This is a genomic window from Embleya sp. NPDC055664, from assembly GCF_053618075.1.
The window spans coordinates 159,001-173,459 of sequence record NZ_JBSHGZ010000013.1 but is presented as its reverse complement, the minus strand read 5'-3'; the positions used below and the strand labels follow the sequence as shown (position 1 = coordinate 173,459).

At 71.6% G+C, this 14,459-nt stretch carries 12 protein-coding genes and 2 pseudogenes; 11 read left to right on the top strand and 3 right to left on the bottom strand.

Going from position 1 to position 14,459, the window contains the following annotated elements:
• Positions 1–103 precede the first annotated feature (103 nt).
• The 4 genes from ACWGR4_RS22725 (at position 104) to ACWGR4_RS22710 (ending at position 5,803) form a co-directional block, all read left to right on the top strand.
• Positions 104–3,406 (top strand): non-ribosomal peptide synthetase, encoded by a 3,303-nt coding sequence (locus ACWGR4_RS22725; RefSeq protein ID WP_452128466.1) that lies wholly within the window; start codon positions 104–106, stop codon positions 3,404–3,406.
• 14 nt (positions 3,407–3,420) lie between these two features.
• Positions 3,421–4,191, top strand: coding sequence for a thioesterase II family protein (locus ACWGR4_RS22720; RefSeq protein ID WP_379997742.1), 771 nt, complete (start codon positions 3,421–3,423; stop codon positions 4,189–4,191).
• A gap of 218 nt (positions 4,192–4,409) precedes the next feature.
• Complete coding sequence (locus ACWGR4_RS22715) at positions 4,410–4,874, top strand: hypothetical protein (protein WP_452128465.1); 465 nt, start codon at positions 4,410–4,412, stop codon at positions 4,872–4,874.
• An 80-nt stretch (positions 4,875–4,954) separates the two neighbouring features.
• Positions 4,955–5,803: a DUF4097 family beta strand repeat-containing protein gene (locus tag ACWGR4_RS22710; protein ID WP_452128464.1), complete on the top strand. Its 849-nt coding sequence runs from the start codon at positions 4,955–4,957 to the stop codon at positions 5,801–5,803.
• Positions 5,804–5,929: 126 nt separating this feature from the next.
• Here the strand turns inward: ACWGR4_RS22710 and ACWGR4_RS22705 are convergent, their stop codons facing one another.
• Positions 5,930–6,442, bottom strand: coding sequence for a hypothetical protein (locus ACWGR4_RS22705; protein ID WP_379997736.1), 513 nt, complete (start codon positions 6,440–6,442; stop codon positions 5,930–5,932).
• A 248-nt stretch (positions 6,443–6,690) separates the two neighbouring features.
• Positions 6,691–7,896, bottom strand: a complete 1,206-nt coding sequence (locus ACWGR4_RS22700; protein WP_379997734.1) for a serine hydrolase domain-containing protein — start codon at positions 7,894–7,896, stop codon at positions 6,691–6,693.
• 362 nt (positions 7,897–8,258) lie between these two features.
• Here ACWGR4_RS22700 and ACWGR4_RS22695 point away from each other — a divergent pair, with 362 nt between their 5' ends.
• The 7 genes and pseudogenes from ACWGR4_RS22695 to ACWGR4_RS22665 all read left to right on the top strand — a co-directional run.
• The gene (locus tag ACWGR4_RS22695; RefSeq protein ID WP_452128463.1) at positions 8,259–8,669 is read left to right on the top strand and encodes a hypothetical protein; all 411 of its coding nucleotides are present in this window, start codon (positions 8,259–8,261) and stop codon (positions 8,667–8,669) included.
• Positions 8,614–9,675, top strand: coding sequence for a tyrosinase family protein (locus ACWGR4_RS22690; protein WP_379997730.1), 1,062 nt, complete (start codon positions 8,614–8,616; stop codon positions 9,673–9,675). The genes ACWGR4_RS22695 and ACWGR4_RS22690 overlap by 56 nt, the downstream gene beginning before the upstream one ends.
• Positions 9,676–10,087: 412 nt before the next feature.
• A complete protein-coding gene (locus ACWGR4_RS22685) occupies positions 10,088–11,803 on the top strand; it encodes an alkaline phosphatase D family protein (RefSeq protein WP_452128462.1) in 1,716 nt (571 codons plus the stop codon).
• 226 nt (positions 11,804–12,029) lie between these two features.
• Positions 12,030–12,431, top strand: a pseudogene (locus tag ACWGR4_RS22680) (amidohydrolase family protein); the annotation flags it as partial.
• 92 nt (positions 12,432–12,523) lie between these two features.
• Positions 12,524–13,360, top strand: coding sequence for a helix-turn-helix domain-containing protein (locus tag ACWGR4_RS22675; protein WP_452128461.1), 837 nt, complete (start codon positions 12,524–12,526; stop codon positions 13,358–13,360).
• 72 nt (positions 13,361–13,432) lie between these two features.
• On the top strand, positions 13,433–13,900 hold the full coding sequence (locus tag ACWGR4_RS22670; RefSeq protein WP_452128460.1) for a cupin domain-containing protein: 468 nt from the start codon (positions 13,433–13,435) through the stop codon (positions 13,898–13,900).
• A pseudogene (locus ACWGR4_RS22665) lies at positions 13,897–13,980 on the top strand (SGNH/GDSL hydrolase family protein); the annotation flags it as partial. The gene ACWGR4_RS22670 and the pseudogene ACWGR4_RS22665, both read left to right, overlap by 4 nt.
• Before the next feature lie 170 nt (positions 13,981–14,150).
• Here the strand turns inward: ACWGR4_RS22665 and ACWGR4_RS22660 are convergent.
• Positions 14,151–14,381 carry a hypothetical protein gene (locus ACWGR4_RS22660; protein WP_379997720.1) on the bottom strand — a complete coding sequence of 77 codons (231 nt, stop codon included), beginning with the start codon at positions 14,379–14,381 and terminating at the stop codon, positions 14,151–14,153.
• Positions 14,382–14,459 lie beyond the last annotated feature (78 nt).

Here is a 14,459-nt window from a genome sequence, read left to right as displayed (position 1 = left end):
CGGCCCGTTCCGGCACCCGTTGTCTTGACCGGCCGATCACACCTCCGTGAAGGTGGAGGTGATCTGCGAATTCATTCAGGTTCCTGGCCTGTTTGCCGAGGGGATGATCCCTGTGCGTTCGTTCGGTGCGTCGTCGGCGCATAAAGGATTGTGGCTGGCCCAGAAAATGTCTCCGGACATGCTCAACCATGCGCTGAGCATGTGGGACGTGGACGGTGAAATCGATACGGCGGTCATGGAATCCGCATTCCGGCACGTGCTGGCGGAAGCGGAAGTGCTGCGGATCGATTTCGTCGACGACGGCGAGGGCAATCTGCTCCTGGTGCCCCGGGAATCGACCGACTGGCAGCCGTTCTTCCTGGACGTCGGCGCCGAGCCGGATCCCGAGCAGGCCGCGCGCGAGGCGCTGGCCGACATGATGAAGCAGCCGTTCGACCTGGAGCGCGATCTGCTGCTCCGGCTCGGCGTGGTCCGGCTCGGGCCCGCCCGCTCCCTCGTGGTGATCGCCTACCACCACCTCGTCTCGGACGGGTACGGCGCGGGCGGCCTGCTCTCGCGGCGCCTCGCCGAGGTGTACACCGCGCTGGCCCGGGGCACGGCCGTACCGGAGCCGGAACACCCGTGGGATGTCGAGTCGTTCGCCGCCGACGCCGCGCGATACCAGGAGTCCCCGAAGTTCGCCGAGGACACCGGGTTCTGGCGCGACTACCTCGCCGAGGCGCCGGCGCCCGCGCAGGTGCCGCGCGTGCCGCTGTCCGACGCGGCGCGGGCCGCGCTCGCCGAGCCGATGAGCCGGGTGGACCGCTGGGCGCAGTTGGCCGACTCCATCGGCATGGTCAGTCGAACGCTGACCGTGCCGCGCGCCGAGGCCGACGGGTGGATCGCCGCCGCCGAGTCCATGGGCGTGTGGATGTCGTCGCTGCTGACCGCGGCCTCGGCGGTGTACTTCCGACACCGGTGCGACCGACCGGAGTTCCTGCTCTCGCTGGCCGTGGCCAATCGGACCGGCGACGCGAGCCGCACACCCGGCCTGGCGGTGAACGTGGTGCCGATGCGGGTGAAGGTGCCGCTGGGCGCGACTTTCGCCGACATCGCCGACGCGGTCGTGGACGAGACCTACGAGATCTTCGGGCAAACCGCCTGCCACTACTCGGAGATCCAGCGTGCGAGCGGCACCGTCCTGAGCGGACGCGGCAGTTTCGGCGCGGTCTTGAACATCGTCGAATTCGCGGAGCAACTGCACTTCGCCGACCACTCGGCGCGCTACCTCGGCGGAACGAACGGGGTCTTCGACGAGCTGTCCATCGGCGTCTACACCGACGGCAGCGCCGACAGCGACCTGTTCGTGCGCCTCGACGCCCCCGCCGGCCTGTACACCGGCGCCGAACTGCGCTTCATCGGCGCCGAGTTGATCGAATACATCCATGCGGTGACGGCCGATCCACAGCTGCGCGTCGGCGCGCTGGACGTGCTCGGCGGCGACACACGCGACCGGGTGCTGACCGCGCCGAACGACACGACCGTGCCCCTGCCGGGGTCCACGGTCCCGGAACTGTTCGCCCGCCGGGTGGCGCAGGCCCCCGACGACGTCGCGGTGCAGTTCGGCGAATCGGCGCTCACGTACCGCGAGTTGCACGCACGATCCGGCCGCCTGGCCGAGACGCTGCGCGGGCGGGGCGTCGGTCCGGAGACGGTCGTGGCGGTGGCGCTGCCCCGGTCGGTGGACCTGGCCGTCGCGCTGCTCGGGGTGGTGAAGGCGGGCGGAGCGTACCTCCCGATCGACCCCACGTCCCGGGCGGAGCGCATCGTGCCGGTGGTGCGCGACTCCTCGGTGCGGGTGCTGCTCACCGACGCGGCGACCGCCGAGGGGGCAGCCGTCGCCCGGGACGTCGCGGTGATCCTGTTCGACGACGTGCGCCCGGAGACCGCCGTCGACACCGGCGACGACGCGCCGAAGACGCCCGTCCCGTCGCAACCGGACAACCTGTTGGCCGTGATGTACGGTTCCGGACCGGACGGCAAGGCCGCCGGTGTCGCGGTGACGCACCGAAACATGGAGCGCCTGGTCCTGGACCGCCGGTGGCACGAGGGCGGCCGAGGCACCGTGCTGTGGCACTCGCCGATCACCGCCGACGCGCTCGCCCTGGAACTGTGGGTGCCGCTGTTGAACGGCGGCCGCGTGCTGGTGGCCGGGCCGGCGGAGTCGGCGGTGGACGCGCTAGCCGCGTCGACGTCGATCACGGCGGCGTGGTTGTCCGCCGGCCTCTTCTCGGCGATCGCGGCGCAACACCCCGAACGCCTGGCCGGGTTGCGCGAGGTGTGGACCGGCGGCGACCGGGTGTCCTCGGCCGCGCTGCGCCGGGTACGCGAGGCCTGCCCCGATCTGACGATCGTGCATGGCCACGGTCCGACGGAGGCGACCGTACTCGCCGCGTGCGACCGCTCGGTCGACGACGGGGCGGCACACCACGCGGGCTCGATCGGCGGCCCGATGGACAACACCGCCGTGTACGTCCTGGGCCCCGGCCTGGCGCCGGTCCCCGTCGGGGTGACCGGTGAGCTGTACGTGGCCGGCCCCGGTGTGACGCGCGGCCGTCCCGGGCGTCCCGGGCAGACCGCGGAGCGCTTCGTGCCCTGCCCGTTCGACCCGGCCGGCGGTCGGATGTACCGGACCGGGGACCTGGTGCGGTGGGGAAGCGACGGCGGGCTGGAGTACGTCGGCGCGGCCGATGCCCGGTTCGACGTGCGCGATGTCCGGGTCGAGCCGGCCGAGGCCGAGGAGGTGCTGTCCGAACACCCCGGCGTGGCACAGGCGGTGGTGGTCGGCCGGGCGGACGAGTCGGGGCAGCCGCGTCTGGTGGCCTATGTGGTCCCGGTCGGCGGTGCAGGAGAGGGTGCCACGAACTCCGCAGTGCTCTCCGGCACTTCGGGCTCCTCGGACACCTCGGAGGCCGGCTCTTCGGGCCCGTCGGGCGAGGAACTGCGCCGGTTCGCCGCCGAGCGGCTGGCGGAGTCCGTGGTGCCGTCGGCCTTCGTGCTCCTCGAACGCCTGCCGCTGACCGCGGGCGGTCGGGTGGACCGGGCGTCCCTGCCGAAGCCCGAGTTCGACGGCGGCTCCCACCGGGGCCCGCGCAACCGGACCGAGCGGGTCCTGGCCGCGCTGTTCGCCGACGTGCTCGAACTGGACCGCGTGGGTATCGACCAGGACTTCTTCGACCTCGGTGGGAACTCGCTGCGGGCGATCCGGCTGGTCGGCCTGATCCGGGCGGAGCTGAACCTCGAGGTGTCCATCCGCACACTGTTCGCGGCGCGCACCATCATCGGCCTGTCGGACATGTGGGGAGACCTCACCCGGTCGAGCCGGCCGGCTCTGCGCAGGCGGACGAAGGATGGCAAGGCCCTCTGAGAGGAATCCCGACAATGACGAGTCCGGTGGAAGAGCGGTGGCTCCGCCGCTTTCGTGACGACGACGGGTGCGGAACCAAGCTCGTCTGCTTCCCCCACGCCGGCGGCTGGTCCAACGCGTACCGCACCTGGGCACGGGGGCTGCCTTCGGATGTCGGCCTGCTCGCCATCCGGTATCCGGGCCGCGAGGACCGGATCGGCGATCCGTTCCCGTCCGGGTTGGAGGCCCTCGCCGACGACATCGTCGATGCCCTCGTCGGATTGACGCGGTATCGGCTGGTGTTGTTCGGCCACAGCATGGGGGCCTCGGTGGCGCACGAAGTGGCACTGCGCCTGCACAAGCGCGGGTGCCCGCCGGCCGCGTTGTGCGTGTCGGGCAGACGTCCGTCGCACGCGCTGGAAGGCCTGCGGCGCCACTTCGGCACGGACGAGGAGATCATCGCGGACGTGGTGCGCTTCGACGAGAGCCGTGCCCCGGTGTTCGCGGATCCCGACCTGCGGGAGATCCTGCTCCCCGCCGTCCGCGCGGACTACCGGATGGTGGACGACTATCCCGCCGGCGACCGGCCTCCGCTCGACTGTCCGGTGTACGGCTACACGGGCGACCACGATTCCGAGGTGAGCCCGGAACTGATGCGCCGCTGGGCGGATACGACGAACGCCGGATTTCGGATCCGGGTCTTTCCCGGCGGGCACTTCTACCTCAGGGCCGAGGAGGACATGCTGCTGGCGGATCTGCGGGATGTATTGGATCGGGTCAAGCGCGGCGTGGGGGCCGGCTCGTGACCGGGTGGGCGCCATCCGGGCACTACGACCGACTCGGCGAGGTGTCGATCCGGATACCGTGACCCGGGCGAGGCGTTCGGCTCGCGATGACGTACGGGTGTCGCCCAGGCCCCGTGACCTGCCCGGATACCCGTCCGGGCCCAGCCGGCGTGGCGCCGATGGCGCCATCCGGGTCACAGCGACTTGTGTTGGCGCAATAGTTGCGCCATGATGACGTCATGGATGTGAGCCCGTTCGTAGACAGGTTCGGGCGCGAGTTTGCCGCGCTCGCCCGGACCGACAGTGGGGACGCGGTCGTGCCGGAGGCACGACTGCTCGAGCCCGTGATCCGACGCATGTTGTTCGACGCACTGGCCGCCGCCGCGGACGAGATCAATCGCGACTTCGCCCCGGGCGCGGTCGAGCTTCGGCTCCGCGAGGGCGAACCGTACTTCGCCGTGCTGCCACGTGCGCCGGAGAGTGCGCCCGAGGCCGGTGCGGACGGTGCCACGGCACGCGTCGACGTGCGCGTTTCCCGGCACCTGAAGGAGTCCGTCGAGCAGGCCGCCGGCCGCGAAGGGCATTCGGTGCAGGACTGGTTGGAGCAGGTCCTCTCCGCCGCGGTGCGGCACGAGCACATACCCGGCGCCGCGAACCGGCGCGGCAAACGGGCCCGGCAGCGCTACACCGCCTGGGCGCGCTGAGCCGACCGGGCCGACACCCTGGCCGTCCCACCACGGGGGACACCCGCGACACCCGCCGGAAATGACGAGGAAGGAAAACCATGCCTGTTTTCGAGACCCCCAAGCCGATCTCCGTCGAGTTCGAACTCGGTGTCGGTGACGTGGAGATCACCGCCGAGGATCGCACCGACACCGTCGTCGAGGTACGGCCGACCGACGAGAAGGACGCCTCGGACGTCAAGGCGGCCGACCAGATCCGCGTCGAATACAGCAACGGCGTACTGCTGATCAAGGGGCCCAAGCACGGGGTGCCCGTGGTGGTGGACTTCTCTCGGAAGTCCCGCTCGGTGGACGTGTCGATCGTGCTGCCCACGGGCTCGCGTGTGCGTGGCGAGGCGGCGATGGCGGACCTGCGCGGCTCCGGACGCCTCGGGGATTGCACATACAAGACGTCCACCGCGGACATTCGCCTCGAGCACGTCGGCCGGTTGAACCTGCGCACGGCGGGTCACATCGGCGTGGGCCGGGTCGACGGTGACGCCGAGGTCGCCACCGCCACCGGGCGGATCCGACTGACGGAGGTCGACGGCGCGATCGACGCCAAGAACTCCAACGGCGACATCGAGATCGGCCGGGTGACCGGCGACGTGCGCGCGCGCACCTCCAACGGTGACATCACCATCGGCCACGCCTCGGGGGGCACGACCGAGGCCAAGACCGCCAACGGCAACATCCGGGTCACGGAGGTCACCCGCGGCTCGCTCGTGCTCAAGACCGGGTCCGGCGACCTGGAGATCGGCATCGGTGGGGACAGCCCGGCGAAGCTGGACCTGAACACCGGATACGGACGCGTGAACAACACCCTGGAGGAGGTCGCCAAGTCGCTCGGGGAGGGGATCGAGGTGCGGGCGCACACCTCCTACGGGGACATCACGATCCACCGGGCCTGACGGGCGCACCGTACGGCCGGGCTCGGGCCGTCGTGCCCGGGCACGACGGCCGGCGTGGCCCGGCGCGACCGGCCGGCGACCGTACGGCCGGCCACCGCACCGGGCGGCCCGCCGCGCACGGGGCGGCTACTGCACCCAGCCGTTGAACTGCTGCTTGCCGCGATGGGACCGCTTGCTGTTGGACAGCGCCGCGGCGGAGGCGCGGACCATCCACGTGTTGACCGAGACGCCCTGTCGGCTCGCCGCCTTCTCGATCTCGTCCTTCATCTCCTGCGGCGGCCGGAAGTTGATCCGGGCCGTGGCGCCACCCCTGGTGCCACCGAACTCGCCGGTCGACCAGTCGCTCACCGGGTCGTCGGTCTCCTCCGGGGCGTCTCGGGCGGGGCCGTCATCGCCCGAGGGCGGGGTCACCACGAAGCTGGGATCCATCCCGCGCAGGCGCAGGTCCACCGAGCCGGGTGCCAGGTCCCGGGTGATCTCGTCGGCCGCCGCCGACAGAACCTTGAGCAACGTGAGCCGGACGGCCGACTCCAGCGGGGCGACGAGCCGCTCGGCCACCGCGCGGGTCTCGGCATCTCCGGCCGCGGAGGCTGCGACCAGCTCGTCGCGCAGCGCCTCGACATACTCCCGTAGTTCCATGGGCCCCATCATGGCACAGCGATTGCGCCGCACGGCGCCTACCTGGCCCGATACCGGGGCGCGAGCCCTTTGCCCAGGTGGAGGCGCGGTGGTCGGCACGGCCGACGGCACCGCCCGGACCGCCGCGCCCGGCGCGATCCGGTCGACCTGTCGCCACGGTTGGCGCCATCACCGCGCCATCGGAGGTACGGGCGGGAGCGGCGCGGGACGGGCGCCGCCGCGTCGCGCCACCCGTCCCGATGCTCGCCTCAGCGTGTGCCGGAAGGCGTGTCCGACGGCGTGTCCGCGGGCGTCGGGCAGAACTCGCCGTTCACGATGGGCAGGATGGTCTCCGCCGCCCAACTGCCGTTGTAGTTGAACGCGAGCTGATGCCGGCCGTCCTCGGTCAGCGCGACCATGGTGATCGACCCCGGCGCGCCGCCGTCGTGGTACCACAGCGTGACGCCGCAGCCCAGCGTGAACCGCTCGATGCCGAGGCCGTAGGACGCGCCCGGAAAATCGGGGTTGTCGACGGTCGTCTTCAGCTCCGCCAACTGCCGTGGCGGCAACAACCTTCCGCGGATCAGGGCCGCGTAGAACCGGTTCAGATCGTCCGCGTCGGAGATCATGTCGCCGTTGCCCCAGGTCTGGGATCCGTTCGTCTCGGTGACGTCGTCGATGCGATCCGGCTGCGCCGCGAAGAGCTTGGCGTAGCCGCGGCTGCTCGGCCGGGGCAGGCGGACCCGGTTGCCCGGGTTGGACGTCGCCCCGAGCCCGAGGGGTTCGATGATGCGATCGTGCACCTCGTCCTCGTACCGCCTGCCGGCGACGCGCTCCACGATCAGCGCGGCCAGGACGTCGTTGGTGTTGGAGAACGAGTGCCGGACACCGGGCCCGAACGGCGCCTGGTGGGAGAGCGCCACGCGTACGCGCATCTCGGGGGTCAGCGTGTCGTACCGGTGCCGCAGGAAGCCGTCGCCCGCGAGATAGGTGGCTCCGTACTCCGGGTCGAGGGCGTAATCGAACAGCCCGCTGGTGTGGTTGAGCAACTGCCGTACGGTGATTGCCCGTCCGTCGTTGCCGTTGCCCCGGACGACGCCGGGCAGATGGCGCTCGACGGTGTCGTCGAGGCCCAGCCGCCCCTCCGCCTCCAGCTGGAGCAGCACGGTCGCCACGAACGTGTCGGTGACGTTGCCGACCCGGAACCGATCGTCCCGGCCGCGCGGCGCACCCGTCCTCAGGTCGCCCACTCCCGATGCCGCCCGCCAGACTCCTCGGCCGTCGCGCGCCTGGGCGGTGACCCCGGGAACCCCGGCCCGTACGGCGGCCTCGATCGCCCGCCGCGTCTCCTGATGCCGACCCCCGGATCGGTCCGCCTCGTCCGCCGAAGCCCGCGCGGATCCGGTGAACACGGTGGCCACCATCGCCATCACCGCCAACCCGACCACGCCGCCCCGCGCCCTCTTCCACGCCACCACGCCGTACCCCCGAATGTCGTCCACACTTGCCCGTCGGCCGCACCCAGTGCCGCTCCCGAGCACCCGTCGGCGGCAGCGTAGATCACCCCCGAGCCGCATGGGGCTTTCCCGTGCCAAGACGACACCCGATGACGAAACGACCGGCCGACACCGCGTCGGACACCCGGAATCGCCGGCTCGAACCCCCCCGCCGCACCGGGCCCGTGTCCAGCCGCCGGGACACCCCGGCCGCGGCCCGCGGCCCGCGGCGGGCGACGGCGCCGGCCCGCCCCGGCCGGCAGGAGTTGCAGCGAGTGGCGGATGAGCGTCTCCTGGACATGAGGCGACAGCGCGTTTTGTGTGCTTTGGGAGAAGATCTGATGACTCATCAGGACATCGAAGCAACCGCCGAACCGGCCGTCCTCGCACAGTACATCGCGGATCTGCCCGTGCCGGACTTGATGCCGGGCTCGATGGAGAGCGTTCGCGAGGACGAATTCGAGGGCCACTGGATCGTGGTCAGGACCAGTTACGAGATCACCGTGGACGACCGGCCGGTCACCGCCCACCTGATGGTGTCGAACAACGGGGAGGTGCACTGCCACGCGCTGCCGGCGTACCAATTCCTGTCCGCCGTCGACACGGTGAAGGCCCTCATCCAGTACTTCCCGGACGAATTCCCGCCCGGCGGCGGAGGCGCGCCCGAGGGGCCCGAGGGGCACGAGGGGCAGGACCATGAGCACCACCACCACGAGCACGGCCACGGGCCGGATCACCCCAGAGGTGGCTGAGATGGCGATCGTACGCAGAAACGTCATCACCGATCTGTCCGCCCGCGACGCGTACATCCGCGGCGTCAACCTCCTCAAACAGGAGAACACGACGCTGCAGACGACCGCGTTCGGGATCCCCGGCCCCGCCGCGCCGGTCCGTACATACGACCTCTTCGTGATCTGGCACCACCGGGCCATGACCACCCCCGTGCCGCCGACCGGGGACTGGATGGTCCGCAACGGCGCCCATCGCGGGCCGGTGTTCCTGCCGTGGCACCGCGTCATGCTGGCCTACCTGGAGGCCAACCTGCAGCGGGTCCTGAACGACCCCGGCTTCGCCCTCCCGTACTGGGACTGGTCCATCGACGGCTCCCTGCCCGGCCCGGCGAGCCAACCGATCTGGACGGAGAAGTGGATGGGCGGTCCGGGCAGTCCGATCTCCACGGGGCCGTTCGTCTTCAAGGCCGCCGACCCGAAGAGTTTCCGGGTCCGCGTGGAAACCGACAGCTCCCTTCGACTCGTCCAGGCGAACCGGGGCCTGCGCCGGGGCCTGGGAAAGCTTCCCCCGCAGGGCACCGCCTCGTCGACCACCCTCCCGACCGCCCTCGACGTGGGCGCCGCCTTCAACACGCTGCCCATGCTCGGCGGCGATCCCGACCTCGCCACCTACGACTTCGCCCCCTGGGACGCCGGGTCGAAGGGATTCCGCAACCGGCTCGAAGGATTCATCGGAACCGGACTGCACAACCAGGTACACCGCTGGGTGGGCGGCGACATGGGCCCGGCTTCGTCCCCGAACGACCCGATCTTCTACCTGCACCACTGCAACGTGGACCGGCTCTGGGAAGGCTGGATGCACCACCACGGCCGCTCCTACGCCCCACCCATGACAGCCTCCGCCGACCTCCTCGGCCACCGCATCGACGACCCGATCGTCACCCCCCTGGGCCCGAACGCCCCGGGCGGCACCCCGCGCCTGACCCTCGACTTCACCGCCAAGTACACCTACGACCTCGTCCCGTAGGCCCCGACGCCGCCCGACATCACACGGGCGGCCTGAGCCGGCGTCCCGCCGCCCATGACCAGCAGTCCGGCCGCAACGGCCACCGACGCCCACACGATGCGCTTTTTCGCCATGAGAATTCCCCGTTCTCGCAAGAGTCGGACGGTCGGGGACCCGAGGTCCGAGTCGGATCCGTTCCGGGACCCTGAGCCGAAGCCGGACCCGGCCACCTCCCCGATCGTCGAACGCAGGGTGGAACCGGCCCTCAACTTTGGCGGTAGCCCGGCGGTCCGGGGGCGGCGCCCGCCCGGGCCGCGGCGGTGCTCGGCGCGTACCGGCCCGAAGGGTTGGTGCGGCGTGGGGGTATTGCGGTCGGGCGGGGCGGGCAGGCACTGGGGATCGAGGGTGTCGGCGAGGTGGGAGGCCGGGGACGATGGCCGAGTTGTTGCTCGGGCCCGTGTTGCGGCACGTGGATTGCACGAGTGCCACGGTGTGGGTGGAGACCGACTCACCCTGTGTGGTGACCGTGGCGTGCGAGGACGGCGTGGCCAGTGCGGCCACGTGGACGGTGTTCGGCCACCACTACGTGCTGGTGGTGGTCGAGGGACTGACGCCGGGGCGATCGCGGGAATACCGGGTGTTGCTGGACGAGCGGACGTGCTGGCCGGACGAGCGCTCGAATTATCCGCCGAGCGTGCTGCGCACCCCCTCGGCCGACGACGAGGAGCGCGACCTGAACCTCGTGTTCGGGTCCTGCCGCTGGTCGAGCCCGCCCAGCACCGAGGCCGGCGAGGAGCGCCGGCTCGATCCGGACGCGCTGGACACGCTCGCCCGCCGGCTGATGCGCTCGCCCGACGAACCGCTGCCGGACGCGCTGCTGCTGCTCGGCGATCAGGTGTACGCGGACGAGACCTCGCGCGCGATGCAGAACCGGCTGGCCCGGCGGCGCGACCTGGACGAACCCCCGGGCGGCCAGATCGCCGACTTCGAGGAGTACACGCTGCTCTATCACGAGTCGTGGTCCGATCCGCAGATCCGTTGGCTGCTGTCGACCGTGCCCAGCGCGATGATCTTCGACGACCACGACGTGATCGACGACTGGAACACCTCGCACGCGTGGCGCGTCGACATGGCCGCGACCGACTGGTGGTCCGAGCGGATCGCGGGCGCGCTCGCGTCGTACTGGATCTACCAGCACGTCGGCAACCTCGATCCGGCCGCGCTGGCGCGCAACGAGGTGCTCGCGGCGGTCCGCGCGGCGGCGCCGGGCGAGGATGTGGGGCCGCTGCTGCACGAGTTCGCGCTGCGCGCCGACGCGGAGGCCGAGGGCAAGACGAGCACGCGGTGGAGCTTCCGGCGCGACTTCGGTCGGACCCGGCTGCTGATGATCGACTCGCGCGCCGGCCGGGTGCTGACCACCGACCGACGGGCGATGATCGGCGCGGACGAGTTGGCCTGGATCACCGAGCAGGCGGACGAGGGCGGGTACGACCACCTGCTGATCGGCACGTCGCTGCCGTGGCTGCTGCCGTCGGGCATCCACGACCTGGAGTCGTGGAACGAGGCGCTGTGCGCGGGCGCTCGCGGGCCCCGCCTCGCGCGCTGGAGCGAGTGGTTGCGGCGGGCGGGCGACCTGGAGCACTGGGCGGCGTTTCGCGAATCGTTCGATGCGCTGTCCGCGCTGATCGGGCGGATCGCGCTGCACGGGCCTCGGGCGGGCGGGCCGGCGCCGGCCACGGTGTGCGTGTTGTCGGGGGACGTGCACCATGTGTACGCGGCGGAGGCGCACTGGCTCGGCTCGGGGGAGGGGCCGCGGGCGGGCGACGCCGCCGGTGGCGCGGCCCGGGTCTACCAGTTGACCTGCTCGCCCGTGCACAACTCGGTCCCGCCGGCGATCCGGATCGGCTTCCGGTTCGGGTGGGGACGTACGGCGACCCGCATCGGGCGCGCCCTGGCCGCCCACGCGCGGCTGACGCCGCTGCCGGTCGAGTGGACGAAGCTGGGCGGGCCGTGGTTCGGCAACCACCTGATGACGCTCACCCTGCGCGGGCGGCGCGCCACGCTGTCCCTGGACCGCGCCGAGAACGGCCGACGCCACCGCGCCGCCCGGCTGCGCCGCGTCGGCCGCGCGACCCTGCGCGGGGACTGACCGGGCGGAGCCCGGGGGGCCGGCCCGATCACCCACATGCACGCGCCCGCCCATCCGCGGCCCGGTTTCGGGCGGCGAGGTCGGCGGGGAGGGGGGCAAGTGCTGCCTTCCGGGCGACGGACGACCTTGCTCCGGTACCGGGCAGGGCGGCTCATGCGTTGCCGTCCTCGACGTCGGTGGTCGGTGGTCGTCAGGCGTTCGTATCGGGCGGGATCGGTGGCGCGCAACCGGCCAGACCGGCATCGGCGCCGGACTCCCCGGTGGTCGGGGCATCAAACCGCGGTACTCGAACCCCATGCTCCTCGACGATGTCGCCGCGGACTTCCCCGACCTCACCATCGTGATGGCCCACCCGTCGGTCCCCTGGCAGGACGAAGCCATCTCCATCGCCACCCACAGGGCCAACGTGCACATCGACCCGTCCGGCCGGTCCCCGAAGTACTTCCCGCCCCAGCTCGTCCGCGCCGCCAACACCCTCCTCCGCAACAAGGTCATGTTCGGCTCCGACTACCCGGTCATCACCCCGGAACGCCGGCTCGCCGACTTCGGGAAGCTCGACATCAAGGAGGAAGTACGCCCGCTCATCCTCAAGGACAACGCGGCGCGCGTACTCGGCTTGGCCGACTGATCCGCGGTCGAAGGCCGCGGGGCGGCCGGTCGGTCGATTCCGCGATTCGGGTGGTGATCTTGCCGGGCCCGCCCGCTCGTACACTGACGAATGTGGAGGATCGTACGACCGCCGGGACCGGGGCACGACCGACGGCCGCCCTGCGGCCGTACGTCGACTCGTACGTCGGTTTCGACCTCCGCGGGTTCCCGGAGGGAGTGCACTGCGGCCCGCCGGGACGCGTGCTCACCACGGTGATCAGCCTGTCGGACCCCCTGGAAGTGGCGACGGGCGTCGACGACGGGTCGCCGATCATCCGATACGACAGCGTGGCCTGCGGTCTGCGCAGCCGCTCCGTCGCGATCCATCACGACGGACGGCAGCAGGGTGTACAGATCGCGCTGACACCACTCGGCGCCCGGGCCGTCTACGGCATGCCCGCCGCCGGACTCGCCCACCACCTCGTCCCCCTCGACGAACTTCTCGGCTCGCTCGGCATCGAGTTGGTCGAGCGGCTGCGAACGGCGGCGACATGGGCGACGCGGTTCACCGCGCTGGACGAACTGCTCCTTCGAGCCGTCGAACGCGGCGCCGGCGGCGACCGGGCACACCGGGCGCGCCCCGAGGTGGCCGAGGCGTGGCGCCGGCTCGTCGCCACCCGGGGCCGCGTCCAGGTCGGGGCGGTCGCCGCGGAACTCGGCTGGAGCCGCCGCTACCTCACCGACCGGTTTCGCGACGAACTGGGGCTGTCGCCGAAGATGTTCGCCCGAGTCCTGCGCTTCGAGCACGCGCACGAACTGGCGACGTCGCGAGCCCCGCTCCCATGGGCCGACGTGGCGACCGTGTCCGGCTACGCCGACCAGGCCCATCTCGTCCGGGACTGGAACGAGTTCACGGGCCGATCACCCACAGCCTGGCGTCGCGGCGAAGTCCTCCTCGCGACCGGATAGCCGCCGACCGCCCGGGCCGCTGTTCCCTTTCGTTCAAGACCACCCGATCGCCGGCGCGGCACTATCGTCGGCATGAGACTCCTCAACGACGAACACGACGCCGTCGACCTGCGGACCACCCCCGTGCACCTCGGGCTGGGATCGCGCGCCAAGCCCATCGAGGGCTTCGCCTGGAAGCCGGAGGTGCTTCGGGCATACGGCGCCGCGGTCGCGGCGGACGGCGCCGAAGGCCGGATGGTGATGATCTTCGACGGCGACGGCCCCGGCGACCACTGGGAGTGCCACCCCGCCGGCGACGAACTGGTCGTCTGCCTGAGCGGATCGGCGACGGTCATCCGCGACATGGACGGGGTACGCGAGCGCGTGCGGCTGCGGCCGGGTGAGGCCACCATCAACCCGGCCGGCGCCTGGCACGTCGTCGACATGGCCGAGCCGACGTCCATCCTGACCATCACCGCCGGCCTCGGTACCGAGCACCACTCTCGAACCGACACCCACCCGGGCGAACATACCGGGGCACCCGACCCAAAAACGCCGTGACGACACGCATCGTATGCCTCGGCGACAGCCTCACCCGGGCACAGTTCAGCGTCGACTACCCGGACCTTCCGAACAGCCGCGGCGCCACCCTCGTCGCCGAGGTCATCGACACCGCCCTGCTCATCCGACGCCCATAGCCGACTCAGACCCCCGCAGCCGGCCGAGCGCCATCCACCACCCCGGAGACGCCGGCCGTCCGAGAGGGGGCCACGCCGACACCCTCGCGCCGCGGCGGGTGTCGTCGGGTTCGTCAGTGTGCGTGTCCGGTCGCGTTGTCGCGGGTTCCGGAAGGGCCGTGGAGGGCGGTGATGCGCGTGGCGGTGCCGGCGAGGCAGTCCGCGATGTCGCGCAGGTGCGATCTGCTGTACGAGTCGGTCGACCAGCCGAGGTCGTCCATGCCCTTGACGACCAGGAGAAGCTGCTCCGCCGCCGCGGCCAGCCGCTTCGCCAGGGCGGCCATGTCCCCCGGGTCTCGTTCCATCGCCTGCCTCCTGTCGTCGAATGGGCCCTCGGCCCCGGTGGGGGTCCCGGTCGCGGGCTCCGCCGCGATCCGGGTGGG

Bases quoted from the DNA above. Each gene is read 5' to 3' on its own strand.
- ACWGR4_RS22710 (WP_452128464.1), top strand. From the start codon at position 4,955: ATGCCTGTTTTCGAGACCCCCAAGCCGATCTCCGTCGAGTTCGAACTC.
- ACWGR4_RS22695 (WP_452128463.1), top strand. From the start codon at position 8,259: ATGACTCATCAGGACATCGAAGCAACCGCCGAACCGGCCGTCCTCGCA.
- ACWGR4_RS22705 (WP_379997736.1), bottom strand. From the start codon at position 6,442: ATGGAACTACGGGAGTATGTCGAGGCGCTGCGCGACGAGCTGGTCGCA.
- ACWGR4_RS22725 (WP_452128466.1), top strand. From the start codon at position 104: ATGATCCCTGTGCGTTCGTTCGGTGCGTCGTCGGCGCATAAAGGATTG.
- ACWGR4_RS22685 (WP_452128462.1), top strand. From the start codon at position 10,088: ATGGCCGAGTTGTTGCTCGGGCCCGTGTTGCGGCACGTGGATTGCACG.
- ACWGR4_RS22690 (WP_379997730.1), top strand. From the start codon at position 8,614: ATGAGCACCACCACCACGAGCACGGCCACGGGCCGGATCACCCCAGAG.
- ACWGR4_RS22720 (WP_379997742.1), top strand. From the start codon at position 3,421: ATGACGAGTCCGGTGGAAGAGCGGTGGCTCCGCCGCTTTCGTGACGAC.
- ACWGR4_RS22660 (WP_379997720.1), bottom strand. From the start codon at position 14,381: ATGGAACGAGACCCGGGGGACATGGCCGCCCTGGCGAAGCGGCTGGCC.
- ACWGR4_RS22670 (WP_452128460.1), top strand. From the start codon at position 13,433: ATGAGACTCCTCAACGACGAACACGACGCCGTCGACCTGCGGACCACC.
- ACWGR4_RS22715 (WP_452128465.1), top strand. From the start codon at position 4,410: ATGGATGTGAGCCCGTTCGTAGACAGGTTCGGGCGCGAGTTTGCCGCG.